Origin of the sequence: Clostridium beijerinckii HUN142 (assembly GCF_000621745.1) — a bacterium.
Classification (GTDB): domain Bacteria; phylum Bacillota; class Clostridia; order Clostridiales; family Clostridiaceae; genus Clostridium; species Clostridium beijerinckii_A.
On the sequence record NZ_JHXK01000025.1, the window covers coordinates 26,160 to 51,545 of the forward strand.

Here is a 25,386-nt window from a genome sequence, read left to right on the forward strand (position 1 = left end):
AGAATAGATATTTAAATATTCTTCAGAATATTTATTGTAAAGAATATTAGAATATAGGATACTTAATCATATAATCTATTTATTCTCTAGAATCGTAACTAGCACATTTAGTTTCGGTATATAATTGGGCTCCATTACCGGCTACTTGTATAGAATCTAAGCTACAAAGTTTGTTATAGTTATGATTACATGTTTCAACGTTGCAAGTTAGAGCATCGCATCTTCCTTGAGAATTAGTATTATTAGTTAAATCGCTATAATGAGATTCTTCTAAAAATGAACCGCAGCAAGTTCCTCTTTCACTACTTGCAGACATTCCACCAATATCAACTCTATTTGAATAGCAAACTCCACTATTGTTATGTGAACAATTAGTTACTTCACAATTAATTTTTTCCACAAAAAACACACTCCTTTAGTTAAATCTTAATTTAGTTATAATATTATTTGCTAAAGTATCTATCAAGTAAGCCTTTGAATGCTTTACCATGTCTTGCTTCATCTTTGCACATTTCATGAACAGTATCATGTATAGCATCTAAATTGTGTTCTTTAGCTAAGGTTGCAAGTTTCTTTTTACCTTCGCAAGCACCATATTCAGCTTCAACTCTAGCGCTTAAATTAGATTTAGTATCAGGAACAACAACTTCCCCTAGAATTTCTGCAAATCTAGCAGCATGATCTGCTTCTTCATAAGCGATTCTTTTGTAAGCTTCACCTACTTCAGGATATCCTTCGCGGTCAGCTTGACGAGACATTGCTAAATACATTCCGACTTCAGTACATTCACCTATGAAATTAGCTCTTAAACCTTCTAATAATTCATCATTAAGACCACCTGCAATACCGATTCTATGTTCATCAGCAAAATTCAATGAGTCAGTCATTTCCTTGAATTTGTCAGCACCTGCTTTACAGATAGGACAAAAGTCTGGTGGTGTGTCACCTTCATGGATATAACCACAAATAGTACAAACAAATCTTTTCATTTAAAATTCCTCCATAAACTATTATTGTATTTTTTAGGCATTATACAACCTTAAAAATAGTATTACCAATTAAAACAAAATTATTAATATATAATTTTTATTAATTAAATTATTCAAGTGTCGTATAATTTTCTAAATATGTTATAATTTATTGGAATGATTTAAGAGTCAATAAACAAGGAGGAATTTTTACTTGAATAACAATTTTGAATATATATTATTTGATTTAGATGGAACACTTACTGATTCTGGCGAAGGAATAACCAAATCAGTTCAATATGCTTTAAAGTCTTTTGGAATTTTAGTTGATGATCTTAAAGAGCTAAACAAATTTATTGGACCACCTTTAAAGGATTCATTTAAAAAATATTATAACTTCGATGAGGAAAAAGCACAGCTTGGATTGGTAAGATATAGAGAATATTTTGCTGATAAAGGCATCTATGAAAATAAGCTATATGATGGAATAATAGAGCTTTTAGATGTGCTTAAGAAAAATAATAAAAAAATTGTACTTGCTACATCAAAACCAGAAGTATATGCAAGACAAATTTTACAATACTTTAAAATTGATAAATATTTTGATTTTGCAGCTGGAGCAGATTTTGAAGAAACAAGAGTAAATAAAGCGGATGTAATAAGATATGCTTTGGAAGAGGCTAATATTACAGACTTATCAAAGGTTATCATGGTAGGGGACAGAGAACATGATATTATCGGCGCAAAAGAAAATAACATAAAATCGGTGGGAGTTCTTTATGGTTTTGGAGATGTTGTTGAACTGACGCAAGCCAGAGCAGAATATATAGTTAAGAATACAGAAGAACTATTGAATATCCTTCTTTAAAAAATATAAATAAGCTATATAAGAATAATTATGTTGATGCCTTCAATACTTAATAAAGAAATATAAAAATTAATTTTATCGTAACATTAGTTACGGAATTAGTGTGGAATAAACATTATAATAAGATTAAAGATAAACAATAAAAAATTAAAAGATAATTTGTTAAGATATATGAGAGGAGAATGTCATTATGATAACTAAGGATTTAACAATAGGAGAAATAATTCGTATAAAGGAAAATGCACCACAAATTTTAATGAGCTTCGGAATGGGATGTGTTGGATGCCCATCTGCACAAGCTGAAACAATTGAAGATGCAGTTAAAGTTCACGGAATAAATTTAGAAGAATTATTAGAAGAATTAAATAAGTAATATACTTAATAGAAAGGCTGCTTAAAACTAGGCGGTCTTTTTTTGTGCAGAAAACTATAGCCATTTCTAATGATAAATACATTATTATATAAGGCGTTAAGCACGTTATTGTATGGACGTGTAGAAATATGGAATTGGAAAGATAAATTCAAGGGGGTCGTACCACAGCTACTTTATTCCTCTTTAAAAATTATATTTAAGTCAAATCTGTAAATGAAATTTGGAAGTTCCAGAAACGATAATCTGTGAAGTAGATTTTTTAGTATTTTATTAAATCGATAGTGTGAACGCTATTAGAATAATATTTATCTGTTAGATTATACTATTACCTATAATAAAAAAATCGAAGGAAACTGTGGTTAAGTTTCGTATTGTGGCTACGCACTTTTTCATATTTGCAGATTTTTTTGCGAATTTGCCTTTTCAAGCGAATGAGAGGAAAATTTACCAGGCAAATAGATTTGCTTTTTATTCTTTTTAAACCTAATTAAATAGCCTGTTATATAATTTACGACCTCAAGGAGTACTTAGTCCATAGATTTAACTGAGATATTAATTAAAATTTAAATAATTGAGAGGATTTTATATGGAAATTGGGGAAAAAGAGTTTGTTGTTATCGCAGAGGGAAAATCATCTGAAACATTTCTGCAAGAATTTAATAGAGCAGATATTAATTTGACTCAGCTAAGAAAAAATGTTGATACATTAAGAAACAGCTTAAAACCAGGAGTGAAATTTATGGCTGTTGTAAAAGGAGATGCATATGGACATGGATTAGTGCCTATAGCTCAGGAACTGGAAAGATGTAAATGCGATGCAATTGGAGTAGTAAGGCTGACTGAAGCAGTAGCTTTAAGAGAAGGAAAAATTAAAATTCCGGTAGTAATATTAGCACCTTTAATGCAATCTCAATGTCAATGGGTTGTAGAGCATAATATTAGCATAATGGTAGATAATGAGAAGATAGTTTCGGCATTAGATAAAGAAGCCGCCTTTAAAGATAGGGCAGTTGATGTACATATAAAAGTTAATACAGGGTTGAATCGGTATGGAATTGAAACAGATGAAGTCGTAAGGTTTATTCATATGGTCAATGAAAAATATCCTCATATAAATATAGAAGGTATATATACTCACTTCAAGGATCCAGAATATAATGAACAGTTTACGTACGATCAAATGATGAAATTTAATAAGGTTTTGAAGAAACTTGAAGAAGTGAACCTAAGACCTCCAATTGCACATGCAGCTGGATCAGCAGGAATACTTATGTATCCAGAATCTCATTATGATATGGTAAGATGTGGGTTGATATTATATGGACTTGAGCATAAGCCAGATGAAAAAATGCTGCCAGAAGGAGTGAGCCCTATTATGTCTGTAAAAAGTAGAATCATAAAATTGGATAAGGTGAAAGCATATGCATCTGGAGGATATGGTGATAACTTCATAGCTAAAAGAGATAGTGTTGTTGCTGTTGTTGGAATAGGTTATGGAGATGGCATATCTAGAGGCTGGAAAGAAGTTTTAATTGCTGGACATAGAGTTCCAGTAGTAAATTACTTTATGGATGGTATACTTGTTGATGTTACAGATATAAAGGAAGAAGTAAAAGAATTTGATGAAGTAGTTATAATAGGAAAGCAAAGAGATGAATCAATCAGTTGGGAAGATGCTTGCCAGAGTATGAATTCACATATGGATGAACAATTTCAAAGAATTACTGAAAGAGTACCAAAACATTATTTTTATGAATAGCACAAAATTTTTAAAATATTTTTCTATTAAAAATAGAAATTTGTAAGCTCTTACATAAAGGCAATTAAATATTTTTGCATACTATAATTGCCTTTATTCTAAATTTAAATCTTAATTGAGCAAGTTTTATTTATTAAAACTTTGAATGTAGATTTATTATTAGAGTATACATCCGTAAAAATTGCACTTTTAAATATAGTTTCAAAGGTTTTTGGAGACGTTAAAATTAAAAAATAGATTTAAATATATGGACAAACCAATTAGTTGGCTATAAGCTGTTTCAAATGTGCTAGTTCAAAGCTTGTTCTATGAGGCCAGCACTTTGGATGCAACTTATTGCTTAGAATCACCGGAAAAATTACCTAGAAGCTGGAACAAAAGTATGTTACTTATTTCGGCGAGTTATATGCACATTTTAAGCATCTATACTTATAATATTAGTTTTAATATTTATAAAGTATAACATCTAGATTATAATATGAAATAAAGGATTTTAGCTGAAAGGGGGAAAAACATTGACGTTGCAACAGTTAAAATATGCTCTTGAAATTGCAAGGTATGGGTCAATAAACGAGGCAGCTAAAAAATTATTTATATCTCAACCAAGCCTTTCTAATTCAATAAGAGAACTTGAAAGTGAATTAGGAATTGTAATATTTGAGAGGACAAATAGAGGAATTAGCATTTCTTCAGATGGAATTGAATTCCTTGGGTATGCCCGTCAAATAAGTGAACAAGCTGAATTTATTGAGGATCGCTATCATGGAAGAAAAGAAAAGATTATGCATTTTTCTGTGTCAACTCAGCATTATGCTTTTGTTGTGAATGCATTTACAAGTCTTTTAAAAGAAATTGAAACCACTCAGTATGAGTTCAATTTAAGGGAAACAAAAACCTATGAAATAATAGATGATGTAAGAACTCTTCGTAGTGATGTTGGAATCTTATATATTAACGAAGTGAACTCTAAGGTAATGAATAGAATTTTTAGTGATAGTAATTTGAAATTTACTCCACTTTTTAATGCAAACCCACATATAATCATTAGTAATAATCATCCTCTTTCTAATAAAGAGAGTGTGACTACTAATGAGATGTTAGAATTTACTTATATAACATTTGAACAAGGAATTAATAATTCATTTAATTTTTCAGAAGAAATGATGAATCTGCCTAATGTATCTAAAAGTATTAAAGTTATTGATAGAGCAACGCTTTCAAATTTATTAACTAGTACAGATAGTTATACAATTGGAACTGGATTTATAGACTCTGATTTTGACGAAAGTAAACTTAAAGCAATACCAATAGAATGTGATGAAATCTTTACAGTCGGATGGATAGCACATAAGGATATTAAGCTTAATAAAATAACAACACGCTATATTGATATTTTAAATGAGATTATTTCAACAAATTATTTAGATTTAAATTATTATCTGTTATAGCAGTTTAAATGGAGGAAAATATGAGTAATGAGATTATAGGCAGAAAAAGAAATGGCCCGCCTTTTCGATATGATATAGTTGGAAGTTTTCTTAGAACTGATGAAATTAAAATTGCACGAAAACAATATAATAGTGGAGAGATAAATGCTGAAGAGCTGAGAAATATTGAAGATATAGAAATAAGGAAGCTTATAGAAAAGGAAAAAGAAATAGGATTAATAGCTGTTACTGATGGAGAGTTTAGGAGATCTTGGTGGCATCTTGATTTTTTTGTTGGAATAGAAGGTACAAAGAAAATAACATTAAATCAAGGAGGTAGTGTTCAAGGATCTAGAACAAAGGCTGAAAGCTTTCAAATTGTTGATAAGATAAGATTTAATAAGCATCCAATGTTAGAGCATTTTAAGTATTTAAATAGCATTGTTAAAGATCAAAATATTGCTAAATTTACTATTCCATCACCATCTCTCTTTCATTTTGTTCAAAGTCACAACAAAAATAATGTATATAGTAGTGAGGAAGAGCTGATGGAAGACATTATAGCGGTTTATAAGTCTGCAATAAAGGAGTTTTACGATGCAGGCTGTCGTTATTTGCAGTTAGATGATACTGCATGGGGTACGCTATGTAGTGAAAGACATAGAAGTTATTTTAGGAGTCAGGGAATTGATCCAGATGATCTTTCGAAAAATTATGTAAGATTGATAAATGAGAGTATTAAAGAAAAACCAGAAGATATGATAATCACTCTACATGTTTGTCGTGGAAACTTGCATTCAATAGGATTTGCATCAGGTGGATATGAACCTATTGCAGAAGAATTATTTTCCAATGCTAATGTGGATGGATTTTTCCTTGAATATGACAGTGAAAGATGCGGAGATTTTAGGCCACTAAGATATATAAACGATCAGTTTGTTGTATTAGGACTTATCACAACAAAGCATGGAGGTCTTGAAAGTAAAGAGCAATTAAAAAATCGCATTGCAGAAGCTTCTGAATATGTAGATATTAATAAACTTTGTTTAAGTCCACAGTGTGGTTTTGCATCAACGGAGGAAGGAAATATAATTACTGAAGAAGAACAATGGGAGAAAATTAAACTTGTTATTGAAACAGCTAATGAAATTTGGAAGTTATAGATTATCATAAGGGTAACTCCGTATATTACTAAGATATCTTAGTAATATACGGAGTTGTTTTTTATTCTCTAGGAATTTATATTTAAGTTAAATCTGTGGGCATTGTGTGCACTTTGTCAGCATAAATTATGAGAAGGGCTAATTTAGAAGTTTGCCTTTTAAAAGAGCATTTGCTTGTTATAGGAAAATATTATAGCTAGTAATAGTTTTTTGAAGTTACCTTACCCGAAGTTAAACATGCTATACTGATTTCAAGAATAAAGCAAGGCAATTAAGGGGGATTAAAAATGAGTATAGAATTTAAAAATGCAAAGCAAAGAAGTGTCGCACCGTTTAGGGCAGATATTGTAGGAAGTTTTTTACGACCAGAGGTTATTAAAGAGGGGCGTACCAAATTTCAAAATAAGGAAATTTCAAGTGATGAATTAAGAAGAATAGAAGATGAAGAAATACTAAAATTAGTTGGAAAACAAAAAGAACTTGGAATTAAAGCAGTAACAGATGGAGAATTTAGGCGCTCATGGTGGCATCTTGATTTTATGTGGGGATTAGATGGGGTAGAGAAACGTGTACTAGAAACAGGCTATAAATTTAATGGGTTAGAAACTAGAGCAGAAACAGCCACATTAACAGGAAAAATAGATTTCAGTAATCATCCTATGGTTGAACATTATAAATTTTTAAAGAGCATTTCTGGAGATGATGTAATTGCCAGACAGACTATTCCAGCGCCTGCACAGTTTCTTGCAGAGCTTCAACGTGGTGAAAATAAGGAAATTACAGAATCTATTTATAAAAACATAGATGAATTAATTTTAGACATTGCTAATGCATATAAAAAAGCCATCAAAGCATTTTATGAGGAAGGCTGCCGAAATCTTCAACTTGACGATTGTACGTGGGGGATGTTTTGTGATAAAAAATATTGGGAAGCTAGGCAGCAAGAAGGTGTAAATACAAATGATATTGCTAAGCTATATGCAAAAGTAAACAACTTAGCAATTAAGGGTCATCCTGAAGATTTAGTTATTACAATGCATGTTTGTCGTGGAAATTATAATTCAACATGGGCAGGATCTGGTGGCTATGAACCAGTAGCGGAAATTCTTTTTGGAACTGTAAATGTAGATGGATTTTATCTTGAGTATGATACAGATCGTGCAGGAGATTTTGCACCATTAAGGTTTATTAAAAATCAACAAGTAGTTTTAGGATTAATAAGTTCTAAAACAGGAATACTAGAAAATAAAGAAGAAGTTAAAGAAAGAATTAGAGAAGCAACAAAATACTTAGATATCAATCAAATTTGCTTAAGTCCTCAATGCGGGTTTGCCTCTACTGAGGAGGGAAATATTCTAACGGAAGAAGAACAATGGAATAAGATAAGGTTAGTAAGAGAAATTTCAGAAGAAATTTGGAAATAAGAATATATGATTTCCTTCTTAAGTGAGTATAATATATAAGTTCTAATTGATTTGTTACACTAAATTAATAGACATTAGCTAATATTATATGTGGTTTATTTATTGGAATATATATATATAATTATACCTATGGGCTAATTTGAAAAACAAAAAGCAAATTGGAAGGAGGATTTAAATGAGAGTAATGACTTTTAACTTAAGACGCGATGTTCCTATAGATTTTAATGATAGATGGAATAGTAGAAGGAGTTTGATTTATAACGTAATAAATGAGTATAAATGCGATATAATAGGAGTCCAGGAAATCAAAGATAATATGCTTAATGATATTAAAGAAAATGTTGAAGGATATAATATTATTGGGGCACCAAGAGGAAAAAAAGTTTCTTCGGAAAGAAACAGTTTATTAATCTCTAGAAATTATTTAATTGAAGACTATAAGACTTTTTGGCTATCTGAAACTCCAGATAAGATAGGAAGTCGCGTATGGTACTCATATCTTCCAAGAATCTGCACAACAGCTATTTTACAAATGGATAATGGAAGAAGAATTAGGGTTTGTAATACTCATTTAGATAATCTTCTTCCAAAGGCAAGAATGTATGGCTTAAAAAAGATTCTGGAATTTATAGAAGATGAAAAACTTCCGGTCATACTAATGGGAGATTTTAATGATAGACCTAATAGTAACTTGATTAAAAGCCTTAAAGAGGGGAAAATATCAAGTAAAAAATTATTACCAGTACAAGATGTAAATATAAATTTATATAATGAATCTACAAGAGGAAATTTCAAAAGATCAGGAAAAGGGCTTCATATAGATTATATATTTGTATCAGAAGAGATAGATGTAGTTAATGCTGAAATCATAAAATATAATGCTAAGGGTAAGTATCCATCTGATCATTATCCTTTAATGGCAGATATATTAATAAAGTAGATTATCTAAATAATTATAGGAAAGTTGTATGTTTAGTATAGTTATATAAAAAATTCAACTAAAACATTAGTAAAAAAGCTTGGAATTCTAAGATATGAATCCAAGTTTTTTTTATTCTTTAGGAAATTATATTCCAATAAAATCTGTAGACGAGGTACTCCTTGAGGGTATAACTTAAAAAAGGTTAATTGACTAGTTTTTATATTTTAAAAAGAATAAAAAAGACTGATTCTGAAGGCTGAGTTTTTATAGATAATAAAAAATATATTAGACTGACAGATTTATCTACATACGTTTAAAAAAGAAGGTGTGTAAAAAATCCCAGTCCCACAGTCGCCTGGATTTTGTTCTTATATCATTTTTAGTAAATCAAGAAATTAGGGTTATATTTTATATTGATTTTACTGGATATAAATTCATAAAAAACCAATTGACTTTAAAATGAAGAAAAAATACTATATAATAGTACATATTGTAAATAAATTAAAAATAAAGTGAAAAAATATACTATTAATATTAAAGGAGAATCAATTTATTGTCGAAATTGGAGAAATGTGTGTGTGTAACATACATATGTTTAGCAATTGTCTTAGGCGGGCTTGCAGCTTATTACAAAGCAACATTTGGTGAAATAAATTGCAGTAGCTTAATAGCTAAAAGAGATAAAGATACATCTGATGTAAATGCAAATACAAAGAGCAATGAAAACATAGAAAAAGTATTAACTGCTGCACCTAAAGTGCCAATAAAAGCAGAATTGACAGCTTATTGTAATTGCACTATATGCTCAGAAGCATGGGGATCAGAAACTGCAATGCAGACTCATACTAGAGTTGGAACTATAGCTGTACCTAAAAATATTGCTTTAGGAAGTAAAATATATATCCCAGATTTAAAAGATTACAAAGAGGATGGTATTTTTGATGCAGAAGATAGGGGAGGTGCAGTTAAGGTTAAAAGTGATGGTACTTATATAATAGATGTATGGCTTCCAACTCATGAACAAGTTAAGGAATTTGGAAGAAAAAAGACTACGGTTTATTTAATAAAGTAATAGTGGCTTGAAGTTTTTCTGATATTCAATTAAAATTATGTTAGTATGAGGAAATAAAGCGAGAAAAAATAGAATTTTACATATAGTTTGTTAAGAAAAGTCTTTTTTTAGACTAAGGGGGACAATAGGCTTATGGGTCAATCAAAAGAAAATGATCGAATATTTTGGGACAGCAGAGAAAACATTATATCACCAGAATTAGTTGAAGAAAGAATAGAAGAGATGAATGAAACGTTACTTATTTATAGATCAGCGATAAAAGAAGTTAAGACTAAATTAGATATTTTAGATGATGAACTTAAGATAAAGAGAAAGAGGAATCCAATTGAATACATGAAATCTAGAGTTAAGACCCCAAGTAGTATTATGGAGAAACTTAAACGCAAAGGGTTCGAAATGAGCATTGAATCTGCTAAAAAGAATTTAAATGATATTGCAGGAATTAGAGTTATCTGTTCTTTTGTAGGTGATATATACGATATTGCTAATATGCTGATAAGACAAGATGACATTACACTAATTGAGGAAAAAGATTATATAAATAGACCTAAGCCTAATGGATATAGGAGTCTTCATTTAGTTATAGAGGTTCCAATATTTTTTTCAGACCATGTGGAACCGGTCAGAGTTGAAGTTCAAATTAGAACAATTGCTATGGACTTTTGGGCTAGTCTTGAGCATAAATTATATTATAAGACATCTGGAGATGGACCAGTGCATATTACGCAGGACTTAAAGGAATGCGCAGAGCTTATAGCATCTACAGATATGAGGATGCAAGATATACAAAGAGAAGTAGAAAAACTAAGATAGGTGGGTTGTTAGGATGGTAAAAGAGCTTGTATTGAAGAATAGGTCATATAGAAGGTTTTATCAAGATAAGAATATTGATATGAATACTTTAAGAGAATTGGTAGATTTAGCGAGGTTATCACCATCAGGAGCTAATAAACAAGTATTAAGATACATTTTATCAAACGAAAAAGAACAAAATGAAAAAATAAGTAAATGCATATTTTGGGCAGGTTATTATAAGGATTGGGATGGTCCTAAAGAAGGCGAAAAACCAAGTGCTTATATAGTAGTATTGAAAGATACAAGTCTTGGCCAAGGTGCATCACAAGATGATGGCATAGCAGTACAAAGTATGTTACTTGGTGCTGTTGAAAATAATTTGGGTGGATGCATTATAGGAAATATAGATAGGAAGAATTTAAGAGAAGAACTAAATTTAGATGAGAAATTTGAAATCGCTTTGGTAGTAGCGCTGGGATATACTAAGGAAGAAGTAGTTATAGAAAATATAAATGAATCTGGGGATATAAAGTATTGGAGAGACGACAAACAAGTACATCATGTCCCAAAAAGAACATTAGATGATTTAATTTTATAAGTAGATGCCTCAAATCTATGATTTGATGATGGCCGCTTACTCTGTGAGTCGAGTTTCCTTACAAAATATTAATATAATAGTGTGATTTTGAGCATACTATACTTGTTACTTTGTAGAAAAAGGAGAGTAGTATATATGGAAAGAACACACTATAATGTTGATGGACTAGCAAATGAAAATATGAAAACACAAGTTAAAAATGCACTGGAAAAAATAGAAGGTGTAGACAAAGTTTGTGTGGATCTTGCACGAGGAAGCGTTGAAGTAATATATAATGCTCCGGCAACAGAAGAAGAAATTAAAAGCTGTATAGAAAATACAGGACATGATGCTAGATAAAAAACTATATTTTTAGATTTATTGCTAAAGAGGAATGTTATTAAAATTTACATTCCTCTTTAGCTTTTATAAATTTCGATAAAAGGATTATTGAGATTAGAATAAAAACTTTTAAATTAAATATAAAGTTTAATTTAGATTAGCCTTCTAGTATTTTTACATAAAACAGTCTATCTCTTGGACCATCAAACTCGCAGAAATATACGTTTTGCCATCTTCCTAAAATTAGATTGCCTTTATTCAAGATGAGGGTTTGTGAAGCTCCTACTGTTGAAGATTTTAGATGGGAATGTGAATTCCCTTCAAAATGCTTATAATTAGAATCAGTTGTTGGATAAATTTTCTCAAAACCATATATTAAATCGCTAACTACATCTGGATCTGCATTTTCATTTATAGTTATTCCAGCTGTAGTGTGAGGACAATAAACTACTATGATTCCATTTTTAATATTGCTGTTTTTAATATCTTCTTTTATATAAGAAGTTATATCAACCATAGTTTGTCTAGGACTAATTTCGATGGAATGTTTAAATAAATTTGACATGATAAAGCCTCCTTAACATTATTTTTATATAATATTATAATATAACAGTTATGTAAATATATAAACAGTTTTATAGAGTTGATAGCAGCAATATATTGCAAGAATAAGATTAAGATACTAGCAAACTAGATGATTAATTTAGAGCAGAATATGGAGACTTAATTGCACATTTTTTTTATTTTAAAATCCTAAGTCTATTTTATAAATTATGTTAATAAAAATAATAGTAAATATAGATTTTTTGATTTAGAGAGGATAAGAAAATGATAAGAATTAGCAGCCTAAAATATATATTAATATCTGGAACTTTATTAGGAATAATATTTACATTTCAATTAATTAACGATATAAATGCAAATGCAGAATCCAATGGATGGGTATATGTTAATAATAGCTGGAGATATTATAGTGGTCCTGAGATGAATACTGGTTGGTATGAATACAAAAGTAATTGGTATTATTTAGATGAAAATGGTATGGCAAAAACTGGGTGGCTTAAAAGTGAAGGCAAGTGGTATTATCTGGATATAGTTACAGGGAAAATGCTGACTGGATGGATTCAGGATCGAGGGAATTGGTATTATTTAAATAATTCTGGAGAAATGATTACAGGCTGGCTTAGATATAATGGGAATTTATATTATTTAAATTCCTCTGGAGTAATGGTCAAGGACATCTATATTGGAGCGTACTATTTAGGACCAGATGGGGCATGGGAAGAAGGATAAAGATATAAAATAAATAATTTTATAAATGCAAAATAAAATTATTAACCTATAAGTATTGGAGAAGATTAAGTAATAAAAAATACTATTTCAAAATGTTATTAGTAAAGAAACATTGTGAAATAGTATCTTTTGTATAATAAAATTATATTTAAAAAGTAATAAAGGCTTGTCTTAGAAAATGTTAAGTTGTAAGTTTTATTTCCCTATCAGCTTATCATTTTCAAAGATATGTTCAATTAGCCAATCATTTAGAAGCTGCAATAAGGTAGAAATTGATTCGTTTTGATTTTCATCAATACTTCTAAAATCTACTTCATTGATTCTTTTAATAAAAGCTTCATGCTCTATCTTTTGAGTGAACATTCTTTTGTAGTTGATCTTATTCATATATTCTTCTTCTGCTTTAAAATGAAATGATGTATAAGCACGTAATTCATCTACCAACTCTAATATGCTATCATATTTATCAGTTGTAAAATCATTTTTTAATAGATTATAAGCTTTGTCTGCTATTTCGAAGAGAACTTTGTGCTGTTCGTCAATAAAATCAATTCCAGTTTTAAATTCTTCTTTAAATTCATACATTAATGTTACCTTCTTTCTTATAATTATATTATTATTGTATAATTACATATAAATCAATTATATATTATTTTTGTAAAATTTTCTATATAACAGATAAAGATAATTCTTATCAACAGAGGTAATCAACATTATCATATATAAGAAATTCTATAAATAATACTTAATTAATGATAAAGTAGTATTAGATAATTTTTCGATGATTATTAATATAAACGATATATTGCAATTAAGTTCTTACATTCAAGTCTTAATTGAGCGTTTAGCTTACTGGGGCTTTAAATGTAAGCTTATTATTGCCGCATATAACTACATAAGTTGCGTTAAAGATTTTAGAATATCCATCTGGAATTTAGGTCTATACAAATTGCTGTAATATAACTTTATCATCGCAACTTATATATAAAATAGATGAGAAAGGGAATTGTGATTTATGGAAATAATTCAGAATATAGATAATAATATTTTAGAATTTATACAAATATACATGAGGAATTCTGTTTTAGATAAACTAATGCCAGTAATAACTACTCTTGGCAGCAAATTGACTATATGGACGTTGATTGCTTTAATATTTATAATAGGAAAAAAATATAGAAAGTATGGTGTTATGATTATATGCTCTTTGATATTGTGTTTTATTGTAGGAAATTTAGGATTAAAACCTCTAGTGGCTAGAACCCGTCCTTTTAATGCTGAACCAATATTAAATATGCTTCTTATAAAGCTACCAACAGATTTTTCTTTTCCTTCAGGTCATACTATGTGTTCATTTGCACCAGCAATTATAATTAATTACATGAATAAAAGAGCTGGAATATTTGCATTGACTCTAAGCGCATTAATTGGATTTTCAAGACTATATTTGTATGTCCATTATCCATCAGATGTTTTTGTAGGAATGGTTATTGGAATTTTAATAGGTAATTTAGTTATTGTAGTATTTAATAATATTGAAACTATAAAGCTAAAATTACTTAATAGAGATTGATTAAAAAAATTTATGCGGTTTTACTCTATTTAATAATTTTTAAAATAATCTCTCATATTAATAAATTATTATTTTGAAAATTAGAGATATACATTATAATAATTATGTGGAAGATTATTATAAAATCCAATTAGTGAAAAGGATATTTTGGCTTATTACAAAGGGGGAAGAATGTGAGTTGGGATTGTGCGGTATGGCACTGCAATAGTGTTAAAAGCAAAGAGGATGCAGCAAATTTATATAAAAGATTATGCGAAGGAGATACTTCATTAATTGGCCCTACACAAAAAATACAAGATTTCTATGAAGAATTAACAGCTAATCATCCTGAAGTTGATGATATAAGTGAAGAAGAAATTGGCGATTTAGATTTATGTCCATGGAGTGTAACTTTTGATAAATCAGAAGGACATATTATCATGTCTTGTGTACTTGATAAGGCTGATTATGTAAGCGATTTAGTGAGAGAATTAGCTCAAAAGCATGAACTATCTTTTTATGAACCTCAAAATACAATTTTTATTTATAAATAAGAGTACATAAAATAATAATCTTTGCTGTTTGTGGTTAAATGTGGTAATATAGAAAGGTGGTTTTTAATTATATTTAAATTTCACATTTAAATATAATGGGAGATGAGAAAAATAAATAGGGGAGGACATTAAATATTATATGGTCAAGGTAAAATATTCTGCTGTATATACTGATAATTTTGGGTGCGAGCAGGCAGAACTATACTTTCTAAAAGGAGGACTTCAATTTAGAGTAAGAGATTGCGTCTTTTATGATGATCATTTTGATTTCGATTTTTATACTAAGAATCCTAATGAGTATGGAAGACTTTTTCATTTAAAGGATGATGAATTAATAGAATATGTTATGGATGTAAGAATTCCATTGATACTGACATATGATAATGAGGAATGTGTGAGAGAATCTATATTATGTATTAAGAGGCAGAGAAATTCTTATAATAATATGCTTTCACTTAATTTAGGCGGAAAATCTTATACGGTTGAAGGACTTAATTTACAAGAATTATTATATAAAATGAAGAGAAAATTGCCTAAAGAATATGCTATGGAATGTGATTTTTCATGTATGCTTGGGGCGTATTCTATTGAAAACAATAAAGAAAATGATTTTTATTATTTTAGAAATCTTGAAGAAAAAAGTGAAAGTGCTTCTAGCAAAGGGGTTTGCCTAGAATCATCTGATTTTAGAAATAAAGATGCTTTTGATGGACTTAAAAAGTATCCAATCACTTATATATTCAATGAATATTGCTTGAGTAAAATTTAATCATTTATATTTATATATAATAATATAAAAAAAGAGATGGCGCATACAAAATGTGCGATCTCTTTTTGGTTAATACCACGATTTATAAGATCATGTTCATTAATAGTATAATCAGAATTTAAAAAAATATTCCAAGAGTTAAAAATTTATATTGCTTGATTTATTTTCTCTTTTGACTCTAGCGTTATTGAGGAATTCAATTGTGTCATTAAATTTGGGTCTAGAATTTGTTCTAATTCTTCAGAAGTTAATATTCCTTTAGCAAGAACAAGTTCCTTTATAGAAATTCCGGATTTCAATGATTCTTTTGCAATATCAGCAGAATTTTGGTATCCAATGTAAGGGCAAAGAGCTGTTACAATTCCAACACTATTGTCTAAAAGTTCTTTGCATCTTATTTCATTAGCAGTAATACCTAAAATACAATTATCAACTAAAGTAGCAGTAGCATTTTGAAGAGTTTCTAGTGATTCGAATAGTTTATAGAATAGAACAGGTTCAAAAGCATTAAGTTCTAATTGACCGGCTTCGGCTGACATTGTTATTGTTAAATCATTACCTATAATGTTAAAGGCAACTTGTGAGACTACTTCTAAAATAACAGGGTTTACTTTGCCTGGCATTATAGAAGAACCATTCTGCATTGAAGGTAAGTTGATTTCGGCGAAACCTGTTTTGGGGCCACTTGATAGTAATCTTAAATCATTTGCCATTTTAGACAAATTTACCGCACATGTTTTTAAAAGTCCTGAGATACTTACAAAACAGTCGAGATTTTGAGTTGCATCAATTAAATCATTTGATTGAGCAACATTAAGACCACAAACTTTTCTTAAATTAGGAGTTATATTATGAAAATATTCAGGGCTTACATTTATTGAAGTACCAATAGCTGTGCCCCCTATATTTAGAGTAAGCATATCTTTTTCTGCTTCTTTTAAGCGATCTATATCACGTTTTATCATTGATGCAAAAGCATTAAATGATTGACCAAGTCTAATTGGAACTGCATCTTGAAGCTGAGTACGTCCCATCTTAATTATATTATTAAATTCCAGAGATTTTAATTTAAGAGTATTATATAAACGTTGGAGTTCTGCAATAGTTTTTGGAAGTATTTTTAGAATTGTGAGTTTTCCTGCTGTAGGAAATACATCATTAGTAGATTGAGCCATATTTACGTGATCATTTGGGTGTACAACATTATAGCTGCCTTTAATTTCTCCAAGTAATTCAATTGCGCGATTGGCTATAACTTCATTGGCGTTCATGTTAGCAGAAGTACCAGCACCGCCCTGAATTGGATCTACTATAAATTCTTCATGTAATTTTCCGCAGATAATTTCATCACAAGCATTTATTATAGCATTGGCAATAGTTGAAGTTAAGAAATTTGCATCTCTATTTGTAATAGCAGCAGCTTTTTTTATTTCAGCAAGACTTATTATAAATTCCTTATTTAATTTTCTTTGGGTGATAGGAAAATTGTTTTTTGCTCTTAATGATTGAATACCGTAATAAGCGCTGGCTGGTACCTCCATATTTCCTATTGAGTCAGATTCCATACGTGTTTTCATTTTAAAATTCCCCGCTTTCATAATTTAAATCATTTAAAATATTTAGACTAATACATTACTTAAAATAATTTCTAATAACAAAAGATAAATTTATAATTAAGATATATTTATCATTATTTTTTATTAATCTCTATGACTGAAGATTATCACGCTTTAAAATCAATGTAAATATTAGAAGCGAAATTGTGAATAAAAGCTAAAAATGAGTATAATATACTTAAATAAAATTATATGATATATAAAAATGCTTAATTTTATTAAGTTTGAAATTTTGAACAAAATACGAATATAAGTCTTGAATTATATATGAAAATTCGTAATGCTATCAAAGTTTGAGATAATATTTCACTTAATGATAAGAAATAATGTATAGAAACAATGAAATATTATAAAGGGTTAGTATAAATAAGGAAAAAATTGAAGTATATGAGTGAAGTGACAATCGATATTATAAGATAAAGTTAATTTTTTAAATCAAAAACTCAAAAAGTACTTGTAAATTTCTGATAACCACTTTAAAATATAAATAGAACAAATAGGCAATTTAAATAAGTATGCACTAAGGACAGAGTGTTGGAAATTTAATAAGAGAGCGCAAAGGGGCGTATCAATAATCGGAAATTATTAGGATTATTTGATATGTTTTTTTATTCTTTAAGAAATTATAATTAAGTTAAATCTGTGGACAGTTTATATAACAGGTTATTTAAGTAGGACTAAAAAGAATCGAAAGAATAAAAATAAATCTATTCGCCTGCCAAGTTTTTCTCACATTCGTTCGAAAAGGCAGATGCGTGAAAAAATCTCCGGCTCCACAGTCGCCTGAGATTTTGTTCTTCTCTAATTTTGCTATTATAATTAATTCATAAGGAGATAGAGGTATAATATATGGACAAGATTGATTTTAAAATTATTGAACTTTTACAAAAAAATGCAAGGTATCCACTAAAGCATTTAGCAGAGGAAGTATTTTTATCAACCCCAGCAGTATCAGCACGTATTGAAAAATTGGAACAAGCAGGTGTAATTACAGGATATTCTGCACATGTTGCCCCATTAAAGTTAGGATATAATATTAAGGCATTTATTAATTTGGAAATGACTCCTAAACAAAAAACTGAATTTTATCCTTTCATATCAAATTGCCCAAATGTACTTGAGTGTAATTGTGTAACGGGTAAGTATTCGATGTTAATAAAGGTTGCTTATCACACAACTTTAGAATTGGATGCTTTTATTGGAGAATTACAAAAGTTTGGAAATACAGAAACTCAAATAGTTTTCTCTACAGCAGTTGAACATAGGGGAATAGATGTAACATCAGAAATTGGTGATAAATAGACTTAAGAAGGCAAGAAAACTGTTCTAAATATAAACGCAATTTATATTTAGAACAGTTTTTATAATTACAACATAAAATATAGAATAATCTGGAGAGTTATATCATAGAAATATAATAGTATAAATATATGTCAAGGAAAGTTTCAATAAGAGATTAATTTGGAGTTATATATATGTATAGTTGGAGGGGAATATTGTGAGTGAATATGAAGAAAAGTTAAACGAAAATAAGAATATAATATTGAGAAACATTGAGCAAGGTAAAAAATCGGGTGTTAATAAAATCTCAGCCGTCTTTGCCATAAGTAAGCGAGATGAGCTGAGAAAAAACATGGTTACAGATTTGGCTACATGGCTGATTACTGATGGATATAAAGTTTCTCTTAAAGAAGGAGAGCTTGAGATATTAACTATTGAGTGGGAATAGAAACAAAAGTGCATACTAACCCTCCCAATAAGAGGGTTTACATATATGCTGTATGAAAAATATATTATAAACGCATTAACATAAATCATCAAGTCCATTCATAACAAATAAATTTAAAAGACACTAAGATATCAGCAATATTTTAAATATCTAGAACAGTAAAAAAATAAATTAATATGGTATTTTCCATTACTTAATATCAAGTAATTAAGCACCTAGAGGTTTAGGTGCTTTTTGTTATTCTCTAGGAAATTATAAAGATTTAATGCAAAAATATTGTTGTTTTATAGTCATATTTGTACGTTTAGAGTAAAAGGTATTTTTAAAGTTTGAATATTATGATAACATTTACAATATAAGGAATGAAATGTTTATAAAATTAAATACTTAATTTAAATTTTTTCTTTAGAATTTGCTACACAAATTTTAACAACTTAATTGTATTCTATAAAATATTAAAGGGGATGAGGTGCATGGGGAATATAATTAAAATAAACATATATTATGCAGAATTTACAAGAAAAAATAAGGACAAATTAAGATTAGAAACAGTGGAAAAGTCCATTTTAAAGTATGATAAATGGATAAAGGATACAAATAGAAAAGATAATATAGAAACTTATGAGGAATTTTTACGAGTTCAATAAGAATGCTAGAGGAGAGTAAGTTATATGAATAGTGCTTGCCATCCTCTAGCATTTTTGGTGTTAATTTGTTTATTATATTCAGTTAATACGCATAGAAAACAAAATAGAATTAGTTTTGTTATATAAAGTAACTAGTTGAGCTATAGAGACTATATTCATTACTAGTGCTTAGTTAATTGGACAATTTTCTACAGATGTAGATACTTTAAATATAAGAAAGATATCTAAAGTACGAAAAGAAAAATGAAAGTATTAGAATGGCAAATAAAAGATATAGACATAAGTATTAGAAATTTTCATAAATATATTAATGTGGATACATATAAACATAGGGTAGGATATCCGAAATAATTTACAAGTTCAATAATCATAGTCGTGTTGAAGTTGAGATGAAAAGATGGGTTATAAAACTAGAAAAAAGGAAATTTAATATAACCTTTATAAAATTAATAATCTAAAATAAGGGAGAGGTTTGAAATGGTTAAAGATGAGCTTAAAGATTTAGTAAAAGAGTATAATGATGAAAGTTGTTCATGGTGCAAGAACGAATCGAACTGTTTTTATAAGAGAAAGGCAATGGAAGCTACTAGAGAAGCCATAAAAGAAATTATGATCTGCACATCTGCTTATTGTAGTGGAAAAGTTAATTGTGATTATTATAAAAAGGACGATGAGAAATACAATCTGTATAATGTTGAAGGCTGTTAGAAATAACGGATAATTTGATGTAAGGTGCTACGTTTTATTGTAGTACCTTTTTAATTAAATAGAAGTAAAGCGATGGAGTTATTTGATGCCAATATTAAATAAATTAGAAGAAAATATATACTAGTTAGGAATATAATTAAATGTTGGTCATATACATTTATATTGTCTGATAATATTATAGGACTAATATATGGATGCGTTATGGAGGGCAATATGAAATTTGACTATAATTTACTAATTTTACTACTAATTAATTTCTTTTTGTTATTCATAGTTATAGGTGTAGCTCTTAAGGTAGTTAGAGGTTATAAAGCACATATAGACAGGAATAAAAAAATTGAACAGAAATTTGATGAAATATTGAATGAGTTTATAATAAAAACATTAAGTAATAAATGAAATATTAATAAGAATGTCGCTGTTTTAAGAAAAAATATATCAATGAATAACATATAAGTAAAGCTACTAAGAGACATGTACTAATATTAGCTAATACAAGCTATCAATACTACTTTTGTTAATATTTTTATAGATTATATTTTGTGCTATTGGTTAATATATTACTGCCAAACAAAATTAAAATAAAAGGAGGTAGATTCAAATGGCATCAAATAATAGTGGAAGAAACAGAACATTAGTACCTGAAGCAAAGCAAGGTTTAAACAGATTAAAAACTGAGGTTGCATCAGAAATTGGGCTACAAAACTACGAGAGCATCGATAAAGGGAACCTATCTTCAAGACAAAATGGTAGCGTTGGTGGAGAAATGGTAAAAAGAATGATAGAAAGCTACGAACAAGGGTTATAAAAAATAACTATATAAAAAGGCATTCATAGAAATATGAATGCCTTTTTTAATATAAAGTATATTTTCTGTTAACTCTTAAAAAATAATTTCCTCTTTTTTATATAACTGGTTATATATTTTGTTTGATTATATATATTTAATTATATATAGAGGAGGGAGATTTATGTTAGATGGTAAAAAAGAGATATTAACAATGTTTAAAAATAAAAATGATGGTTTGACGTTTGAAGAAATACACACTAATAAGAAATTTCAACCAGAGGTATATTTCAAAAATGGAAGCCTAACTAAAATAAATATTTTTTTAGTTGGAGCACTAAATCAAATGGTGAATAGCGGCATAATAGTTTGGAGACAAGGAAAGTATTACTTAAAAGAAAACGATATAGTTTAATTTTATAATGAAAAATAAGCGAAGAAAATTAGATAATATTACATTTTCTTTGCTTATTTACTGTTTATGATCAAGATCAAGCATCTTCTAAAACTTTATATAAAAATTTTATAATATCTTGAACATTTAATCCATCATGTCCTTTTTCTGGCTCATAGCGTAAAATTATTTTAATATTATTAAAGTCGCTAATATCCTTCATACGTTCCATTCTTTCTAACAGTGGTACAATTTGGGTTGAATTATCTGCATGAGAGCATAAATTAGCATGGATATATAATTTAGGCACATAATTGTTCCTTTCAAAGGCATCTACTACATTAAATCGCTCTTTGTATTTTATGAAAGGTTTATCATCATCAAAGCAAAGTGATACAACAGTTTCAAATGCTTCCTTAACAATCCAATTGGAAATGTCAAATTGTGAGTTATCGACAACTACTGATGATCCTCTAAGATATATTCCCATAATTACTGAAAGATAACCACCTGCTGATGTGCCATAAATAACTGTATTTTTGAGTTGAATCTTCATTTTTTCAATAAGTTGTTTTAATATTAAGCTGCTGTTTTCGAGATAATAATTTTTGTTTTTTCCAACGCCCCAAGCAACTTGTAAATATCCATTTACGTAAAGTGTGGGATCCATACAAAAGATGGAAGATGTTTTTAACATGTGTGACCAACTATGCCTTTGGAAAATTGGTACATCAACATTACCACCAGCGACAGCACCATTGTTAAAAACAATAAGTTTATCATTTCCGCTTTTTCTGTTTATTAGATATTCATAAGGAATGCCATTTTTGATAATTCTGAGTACATATATATAATCAGTTGGTATTTTAAGTTCATTTAGCTCAGAATAATCTATTGTGATCTCTGGATATGGAAGTTTTATATACTTTGTATTACTTGTTTTTTGTATGGTGTTATCGATTATTAATTCAGTTTTCTTAACTTCTGTCATAAGATCATACTCATCGCCAATATTAAAGACACCATTGTATCTGTAGGGATTGTCCAAATACCAAAATAAAATTCCAAATAGTTCTTTTTCATCAAAGTTAATTATATTACCACAGTTGTATTTTTCTATTAGTTCTTTTGCTACACCAACATCCGTTGAAATAATAGGAGTATTTAATAGTACGCTTTCAACTAAAGCAAGAGAAAAACCTTCACTAAGAGAAGTTAATATTGTTGCTGTTGAGTTTTTTATATAAGGATATGGATTTTCCACATATCCCAAAATTTTAACATTCGTTGTGAGTTCATTGTCTTCTATATATTTTTGGAGAACTGATTTGTAATTACCATCGCCCAAAAGATAAATCATAAAGTCATCGCGATACAGTTTAAGCTCTTTGGCAGCTTTTAGCAGCAACATTTGATTTTTGTTGAAGTCAAGTCTAGCAACAGATGTAAAGAGCATTTTATCAGGTATATTAATCTTTTCATTACTTAAAATCTGGATTTTTTCTTGATTAACAGAGTTTGAAATTTTGACAACATTTTCTGTTATTCCAAAAAGCTCAGACAAAGATTTCTCTACTACATCTGAAATTACTACTATAGAATCAAATCGCTTTAAAACTGAAGCTTGCATTTCATGCTCTTGTTTTATTTGTAAATATTCTTTTGAATCTTTGTTAAGCCAACTATAGTCAAGCTCACGCATATCACCTCTAATCCAAATTATTTTTGTTGTACAATTTAAATATGAGGCAAAGTAAGAGGGAGCACTGTGATTACAAGCAATGACACAATCATATTTTTCATTAATTAGTTTATTGAAAAGTAATGGAGACACAAGTAACTTATAATAGTAATCAAGGGACTCTTTTTCATTATAGCCCTCCTTTGTAGAATCAATAAGCGCATCTAGTATTTTAATATTACTATTGTAGACATGGACGTCGGAGGTTTTAAATAATGGTAAGATGCTTATATCATATTTATATTTATCTAATAGATTTAAAACATCTGCTAAAGATTTTTCTGTTCCGTAGCCAGAAGTTATATTCCAAGTTATAAACAATAATTTTTTCATTAGTTCACCTTCTTATTAGATTATATGTCAAGGCAACAGAATTTCACTTTCCTACTAATATATGAAAAGTAACATAGTTTTGTGAATTACGTAATTAAGTTAACTTATGGATTGAGTGGAGGAAAAATACTTAGGTGTAATACTAATTCCTTCTTTTGATTTTTTGAAGAAAATAAAGTATAATTAAATACATATAAAAAAGGAGGGCGAATTTTGTGGAATTATTTGAGGTAGGGAAACCATTTAAGAATGGTATAACAAGATATCCAGAGGGAATAAATTTTGATATAAACCAAAATGGATGTAATTTATTAATTTATACTACAAAATTTACAGAAGAATCTAGACAAGCTATTATAAAAGGTGATTTGAAATACGGATATTTCAAAGAAGATAATGTGATTATTATGCTATTTAAGTTCGGCAATCACCAATGGATAGAAGTTCCGTATTCTATACATATGTGTAAAAATTCTGTTCAATTGAAAGAAGTTACAGAAACTGAAGGATTTTCGCTTAATATATATATCATTGATTCGGGAACAGGCGTTTTAGAAGATGCTAGACAAGTTGAACTTGATATTAGATTATCTAAAATGTTAAGAGATGACGTTTTAGAGCAGAAGAGTATGCCATATAGTGGATTTAATATTAGAGTGAGTGAGTTTAATAGAAAGTATTCAACTAAAGCTTTAGTTAGTATGTCTAGAGCATTAGTTTAAAATCATTTTGGCTGCACAACTGATATTTTAAATTAAGATGTTTCATTGAGATTTTTAGAATATATATAAATATTAATTTATAGAATGTATAAGGGAGCATAATATTATTTTTATAAGCTAATTGTTATTTATAAGTTTAATCACTAGATTTTAGATATTGAAATAACGATTCTTAATTTATATAATTTTAGTAACAGAAAGGGGTGGAAGCTATGAAAGTTGAGTTTTGTCTTGTAGAAAGTGATGATATTGTATTTACAAAAGATTCTAATGATTTGAAAGATATAATAAATGTCATTACCAAAGTAGGAACAGAGATCAATTTGTTTTTTAGCAAAGATGATTTCATCCATGGTTATGTACAAAATGTAGCATATCAAGTTAACGCAGAAAGTAACGATGAGAGTTTAGTAATATATTTTTCAAATGACTATAAAAAATCTAAGAATACAGAACGAATATCAGCTGAACATTTAAGTACTACGAAATTAAATGCTAAAAATAATGACAAGTAAGAATTAAGGTGAGATAGTAAATTTTTATAATTATATTTACTGTTTCACCTTGATTTTTTGTTGTGTTATATAAAGAATTAAATATATGTCGCAATTGAATCTCTTCAGGTCATTCTCAAGTGAATGATCTGCTTACTAGAATATTAGGTGTAAATTTATTATTGCAACATATATTTTTAGATTACTATGGCTAGATTTAAATTATCAAATAATAATATATTTCAGGGTTTAATATATACATATTTTATAAATGTTGCCTTGTGTGTTATAATTTATATGAATTTTTATCGATGAATTGTAATTTCTGTGAGATATATTGAAAATATAGGGGGTTGC

General features: G+C 28.7%; 30 protein-coding genes. 24 read left to right on the top strand and 6 right to left on the bottom strand.

Annotated features, from left to right (window positions below; all coding sequences use genetic code 11):
• Window positions 1–79: 79 nt before the first annotated feature.
• Both T483_RS0112695 and T483_RS0112700 read right to left on the bottom strand, forming a co-directional pair.
• Complete coding sequence (locus tag T483_RS0112695; protein ID WP_026887192.1) at window positions 80–400, bottom strand: DUF1540 domain-containing protein; 321 nt, start codon at window positions 398–400, stop codon at window positions 80–82.
• 43 nt (window positions 401–443) lie between these two features.
• Complete coding sequence (locus T483_RS0112700; protein WP_026887193.1) at window positions 444–989, bottom strand: NADH peroxidase; 546 nt, start codon at window positions 987–989, stop codon at window positions 444–446.
• Between the two features lie 193 nt (window positions 990–1,182).
• Here T483_RS0112700 and T483_RS0112705 point away from each other — a divergent pair, with 193 nt between their 5' ends.
• The 11 genes from T483_RS0112705 to T483_RS0112755 all read left to right on the top strand — a co-directional run bounded on the left by T483_RS0112705 (window position 1,183) and on the right by T483_RS0112755 (window position 11,708).
• Entirely contained in the window at window positions 1,183–1,836 is a 654-nt protein-coding gene (locus tag T483_RS0112705; protein WP_026887194.1) for an HAD family hydrolase, read from the top strand.
• 190 nt (window positions 1,837–2,026) lie between these two features.
• Entirely contained in the window at window positions 2,027–2,209 is a 183-nt protein-coding gene (locus T483_RS0112710) for a DUF1858 domain-containing protein (protein ID WP_026887195.1), read from the top strand.
• A gap of 586 nt (window positions 2,210–2,795) precedes the next feature.
• The gene (alr, locus tag T483_RS0112715) at window positions 2,796–3,968 is read left to right on the top strand and encodes an alanine racemase (RefSeq protein WP_026887196.1); all 1,173 of its coding nucleotides are present in this window, start codon (window positions 2,796–2,798) and stop codon (window positions 3,966–3,968) included.
• A 515-nt stretch (window positions 3,969–4,483) separates the two neighbouring features.
• Complete coding sequence (locus T483_RS0112720; protein ID WP_026887197.1) at window positions 4,484–5,416, top strand: LysR family transcriptional regulator; 933 nt, start codon at window positions 4,484–4,486, stop codon at window positions 5,414–5,416.
• A 20-nt stretch (window positions 5,417–5,436) separates the two neighbouring features.
• Window positions 5,437–6,558, top strand: a complete 1,122-nt coding sequence (locus tag T483_RS0112725; protein WP_026887198.1) for a 5-methyltetrahydropteroyltriglutamate--homocysteine S-methyltransferase — start codon at window positions 5,437–5,439, stop codon at window positions 6,556–6,558.
• A gap of 287 nt (window positions 6,559–6,845) precedes the next feature.
• The gene (locus tag T483_RS0112730) at window positions 6,846–7,982 is read left to right on the top strand and encodes a 5-methyltetrahydropteroyltriglutamate--homocysteine S-methyltransferase (RefSeq protein ID WP_026887199.1); all 1,137 of its coding nucleotides are present in this window, start codon (window positions 6,846–6,848) and stop codon (window positions 7,980–7,982) included.
• Window positions 7,983–8,157: 175 nt separating this feature from the next.
• Window positions 8,158–8,922, top strand: coding sequence for an endonuclease/exonuclease/phosphatase family protein (locus T483_RS0112735; protein WP_026887200.1), 765 nt, complete (start codon window positions 8,158–8,160; stop codon window positions 8,920–8,922).
• A 535-nt stretch (window positions 8,923–9,457) separates the two neighbouring features.
• Entirely contained in the window at window positions 9,458–9,976 is a 519-nt protein-coding gene (locus tag T483_RS0112740) for a 3D domain-containing protein (RefSeq protein WP_026887201.1), read from the top strand.
• Window positions 9,977–10,108: 132 nt separating this feature from the next.
• Entirely contained in the window at window positions 10,109–10,789 is a 681-nt protein-coding gene (locus T483_RS0112745; RefSeq protein ID WP_026887202.1) for a GTP pyrophosphokinase, read from the top strand.
• Between the two features lie 13 nt (window positions 10,790–10,802).
• A complete protein-coding gene (locus tag T483_RS0112750) occupies window positions 10,803–11,369 on the top strand; it encodes a nitroreductase family protein (RefSeq protein WP_026887203.1) in 567 nt (188 codons plus the stop codon).
• A gap of 135 nt (window positions 11,370–11,504) precedes the next feature.
• Window positions 11,505–11,708 (top strand): heavy-metal-associated domain-containing protein, encoded by a 204-nt coding sequence (locus T483_RS0112755; protein WP_026887204.1) that lies wholly within the window; start codon window positions 11,505–11,507, stop codon window positions 11,706–11,708.
• Window positions 11,709–11,847: 139 nt separating this feature from the next.
• On the opposite strand, the gene T483_RS0112760 is transcribed toward T483_RS0112755, so the two are convergent.
• Window positions 11,848–12,255: a secondary thiamine-phosphate synthase enzyme YjbQ gene (locus T483_RS0112760; protein WP_026887205.1), complete on the bottom strand. Its 408-nt coding sequence runs from the start codon at window positions 12,253–12,255 to the stop codon at window positions 11,848–11,850.
• Window positions 12,256–12,518: 263 nt separating this feature from the next.
• Between T483_RS0112760 and T483_RS0112765 the strand changes: the two genes are divergently transcribed.
• The gene (locus T483_RS0112765) at window positions 12,519–12,983 is read left to right on the top strand and encodes an N-acetylmuramoyl-L-alanine amidase family protein (protein ID WP_026887206.1); all 465 of its coding nucleotides are present in this window, start codon (window positions 12,519–12,521) and stop codon (window positions 12,981–12,983) included.
• 195 nt (window positions 12,984–13,178) lie between these two features.
• Here T483_RS0112765 and T483_RS0112770 read toward each other — a convergent pair whose 3' ends face one another.
• Entirely contained in the window at window positions 13,179–13,568 is a 390-nt protein-coding gene (locus T483_RS0112770) for a bacteriohemerythrin (protein WP_026887207.1), read from the bottom strand.
• Window positions 13,569–13,998: 430 nt separating this feature from the next.
• Between T483_RS0112770 and T483_RS0112775 the strand changes: the two genes are divergently transcribed.
• The 3 genes from T483_RS0112775 (at window position 13,999) to T483_RS0112785 (ending at window position 15,858) form a co-directional block, all read left to right on the top strand.
• Complete coding sequence (locus tag T483_RS0112775; protein WP_026887208.1) at window positions 13,999–14,556, top strand: phosphatase PAP2 family protein; 558 nt, start codon at window positions 13,999–14,001, stop codon at window positions 14,554–14,556.
• A gap of 173 nt (window positions 14,557–14,729) precedes the next feature.
• Window positions 14,730–15,089 carry a hypothetical protein gene (locus T483_RS0112780; RefSeq protein WP_026887209.1) on the top strand — a complete coding sequence of 120 codons (360 nt, stop codon included), beginning with the start codon at window positions 14,730–14,732 and terminating at the stop codon, window positions 15,087–15,089.
• A 139-nt stretch (window positions 15,090–15,228) separates the two neighbouring features.
• The gene (locus tag T483_RS0112785; protein WP_026887210.1) at window positions 15,229–15,858 is read left to right on the top strand and encodes a DUF6304 family protein; all 630 of its coding nucleotides are present in this window, start codon (window positions 15,229–15,231) and stop codon (window positions 15,856–15,858) included.
• 146 nt (window positions 15,859–16,004) lie between these two features.
• On the opposite strand, the gene T483_RS0112790 is transcribed toward T483_RS0112785, so the two are convergent.
• A complete protein-coding gene (locus T483_RS0112790) occupies window positions 16,005–17,435 on the bottom strand; it encodes an aspartate ammonia-lyase (protein WP_026887211.1) in 1,431 nt (476 codons plus the stop codon).
• An 888-nt stretch (window positions 17,436–18,323) separates the two neighbouring features.
• On the opposite strand from T483_RS0112790, the gene T483_RS0112795 reads away from it, so the two are divergent.
• The 7 genes from T483_RS0112795 (at window position 18,324) to T483_RS0112825 (ending at window position 21,760) form a co-directional block, all read left to right on the top strand.
• Window positions 18,324–18,776, top strand: coding sequence for an Lrp/AsnC family transcriptional regulator (locus tag T483_RS0112795; protein WP_026887212.1), 453 nt, complete (start codon window positions 18,324–18,326; stop codon window positions 18,774–18,776).
• A gap of 196 nt (window positions 18,777–18,972) precedes the next feature.
• A complete protein-coding gene (locus tag T483_RS0112800) occupies window positions 18,973–19,203 on the top strand; it encodes a hypothetical protein (protein WP_026887213.1) in 231 nt (76 codons plus the stop codon).
• Between the two features lie 473 nt (window positions 19,204–19,676).
• The gene (locus tag T483_RS31605; protein WP_196244874.1) at window positions 19,677–19,850 is read left to right on the top strand and encodes a hypothetical protein; all 174 of its coding nucleotides are present in this window, start codon (window positions 19,677–19,679) and stop codon (window positions 19,848–19,850) included.
• Window positions 19,851–20,327: 477 nt separating this feature from the next.
• Window positions 20,328–20,558, top strand: coding sequence for a hypothetical protein (locus T483_RS0112810; RefSeq protein ID WP_026887214.1), 231 nt, complete (start codon window positions 20,328–20,330; stop codon window positions 20,556–20,558).
• Window positions 20,559–20,771: 213 nt separating this feature from the next.
• Entirely contained in the window at window positions 20,772–20,957 is a 186-nt protein-coding gene (locus tag T483_RS0112815; RefSeq protein WP_026887215.1) for a hypothetical protein, read from the top strand.
• 202 nt (window positions 20,958–21,159) lie between these two features.
• Complete coding sequence (locus tag T483_RS0112820; protein ID WP_026887216.1) at window positions 21,160–21,366, top strand: alpha/beta-type small acid-soluble spore protein; 207 nt, start codon at window positions 21,160–21,162, stop codon at window positions 21,364–21,366.
• 163 nt (window positions 21,367–21,529) lie between these two features.
• On the top strand, window positions 21,530–21,760 hold the full coding sequence (locus tag T483_RS0112825; protein ID WP_026887217.1) for a hypothetical protein: 231 nt from the start codon (window positions 21,530–21,532) through the stop codon (window positions 21,758–21,760).
• 76 nt (window positions 21,761–21,836) lie between these two features.
• Here the strand turns inward: T483_RS0112825 and T483_RS0112830 are convergent, their stop codons facing one another.
• A complete protein-coding gene (locus T483_RS0112830; RefSeq protein WP_026887218.1) occupies window positions 21,837–23,813 on the bottom strand; it encodes a glycosyltransferase in 1,977 nt (658 codons plus the stop codon).
• 215 nt (window positions 23,814–24,028) lie between these two features.
• Between T483_RS0112830 and T483_RS0112835 the strand changes: the two genes are divergently transcribed.
• Together T483_RS0112835 and T483_RS0112840 are read left to right on the top strand one after the other, a co-directional pair.
• Window positions 24,029–24,535, top strand: coding sequence for a hypothetical protein (locus T483_RS0112835; RefSeq protein ID WP_026887219.1), 507 nt, complete (start codon window positions 24,029–24,031; stop codon window positions 24,533–24,535).
• Between the two features lie 212 nt (window positions 24,536–24,747).
• On the top strand, window positions 24,748–25,050 hold the full coding sequence (locus tag T483_RS0112840) for a hypothetical protein (protein ID WP_026887220.1): 303 nt from the start codon (window positions 24,748–24,750) through the stop codon (window positions 25,048–25,050).
• Window positions 25,051–25,386: the final 336 nt, after the last annotated feature.

What these genes read in the sequence shown, in the direction of transcription:
- T483_RS0112840 (WP_026887220.1), top strand. Translation starts at nt 24,748, where the DNA reads ATGAAAGTTGAGTTTTGTCTTGTAGAAAGTGATGATATTGTATTTACA.
- T483_RS0112825 (WP_026887217.1), top strand. Translation starts at nt 21,530, where the DNA reads ATGTTAGATGGTAAAAAAGAGATATTAACAATGTTTAAAAATAAAAAT.
- T483_RS0112735 (WP_026887200.1), top strand. Translation starts at nt 8,158, where the DNA reads ATGAGAGTAATGACTTTTAACTTAAGACGCGATGTTCCTATAGATTTT.
- T483_RS0112725 (WP_026887198.1), top strand. Translation starts at nt 5,437, where the DNA reads ATGAGTAATGAGATTATAGGCAGAAAAAGAAATGGCCCGCCTTTTCGA.
- T483_RS0112760 (WP_026887205.1), bottom strand. Translation starts at nt 12,255, where the DNA reads ATGTCAAATTTATTTAAACATTCCATCGAAATTAGTCCTAGACAAACT.
- T483_RS0112775 (WP_026887208.1), top strand. Translation starts at nt 13,999, where the DNA reads ATGGAAATAATTCAGAATATAGATAATAATATTTTAGAATTTATACAA.
- T483_RS0112830 (WP_026887218.1), bottom strand. Translation starts at nt 23,813, where the DNA reads ATGAAAAAATTATTGTTTATAACTTGGAATATAACTTCTGGCTACGGA.
- T483_RS0112700 (WP_026887193.1), bottom strand. Translation starts at nt 989, where the DNA reads ATGAAAAGATTTGTTTGTACTATTTGTGGTTATATCCATGAAGGTGAC.
- T483_RS0112795 (WP_026887212.1), top strand. Translation starts at nt 18,324, where the DNA reads ATGGACAAGATTGATTTTAAAATTATTGAACTTTTACAAAAAAATGCA.
- T483_RS0112755 (WP_026887204.1), top strand. Translation starts at nt 11,505, where the DNA reads ATGGAAAGAACACACTATAATGTTGATGGACTAGCAAATGAAAATATG.
- T483_RS31605 (WP_196244874.1), top strand. Translation starts at nt 19,677, where the DNA reads ATGGGGAATATAATTAAAATAAACATATATTATGCAGAATTTACAAGA.
- T483_RS0112765 (WP_026887206.1), top strand. Translation starts at nt 12,519, where the DNA reads ATGATAAGAATTAGCAGCCTAAAATATATATTAATATCTGGAACTTTA.
- T483_RS0112770 (WP_026887207.1), bottom strand. Translation starts at nt 13,568, where the DNA reads ATGTATGAATTTAAAGAAGAATTTAAAACTGGAATTGATTTTATTGAC.
- T483_RS0112750 (WP_026887203.1), top strand. Translation starts at nt 10,803, where the DNA reads ATGGTAAAAGAGCTTGTATTGAAGAATAGGTCATATAGAAGGTTTTAT.
- T483_RS0112815 (WP_026887215.1), top strand. Translation starts at nt 20,772, where the DNA reads ATGAAATTTGACTATAATTTACTAATTTTACTACTAATTAATTTCTTT.
- alr (WP_026887196.1), top strand. Translation starts at nt 2,796, where the DNA reads ATGGAAATTGGGGAAAAAGAGTTTGTTGTTATCGCAGAGGGAAAATCA.
- T483_RS0112785 (WP_026887210.1), top strand. Translation starts at nt 15,229, where the DNA reads ATGGTCAAGGTAAAATATTCTGCTGTATATACTGATAATTTTGGGTGC.
- T483_RS0112730 (WP_026887199.1), top strand. Translation starts at nt 6,846, where the DNA reads ATGAGTATAGAATTTAAAAATGCAAAGCAAAGAAGTGTCGCACCGTTT.
- T483_RS0112790 (WP_026887211.1), bottom strand. Translation starts at nt 17,435, where the DNA reads ATGAAAACACGTATGGAATCTGACTCAATAGGAAATATGGAGGTACCA.
- T483_RS0112820 (WP_026887216.1), top strand. Translation starts at nt 21,160, where the DNA reads ATGGCATCAAATAATAGTGGAAGAAACAGAACATTAGTACCTGAAGCA.
- T483_RS0112745 (WP_026887202.1), top strand. Translation starts at nt 10,109, where the DNA reads ATGGGTCAATCAAAAGAAAATGATCGAATATTTTGGGACAGCAGAGAA.
- T483_RS0112810 (WP_026887214.1), top strand. Translation starts at nt 20,328, where the DNA reads ATGGTTAAAGATGAGCTTAAAGATTTAGTAAAAGAGTATAATGATGAA.
- T483_RS0112710 (WP_026887195.1), top strand. Translation starts at nt 2,027, where the DNA reads ATGATAACTAAGGATTTAACAATAGGAGAAATAATTCGTATAAAGGAA.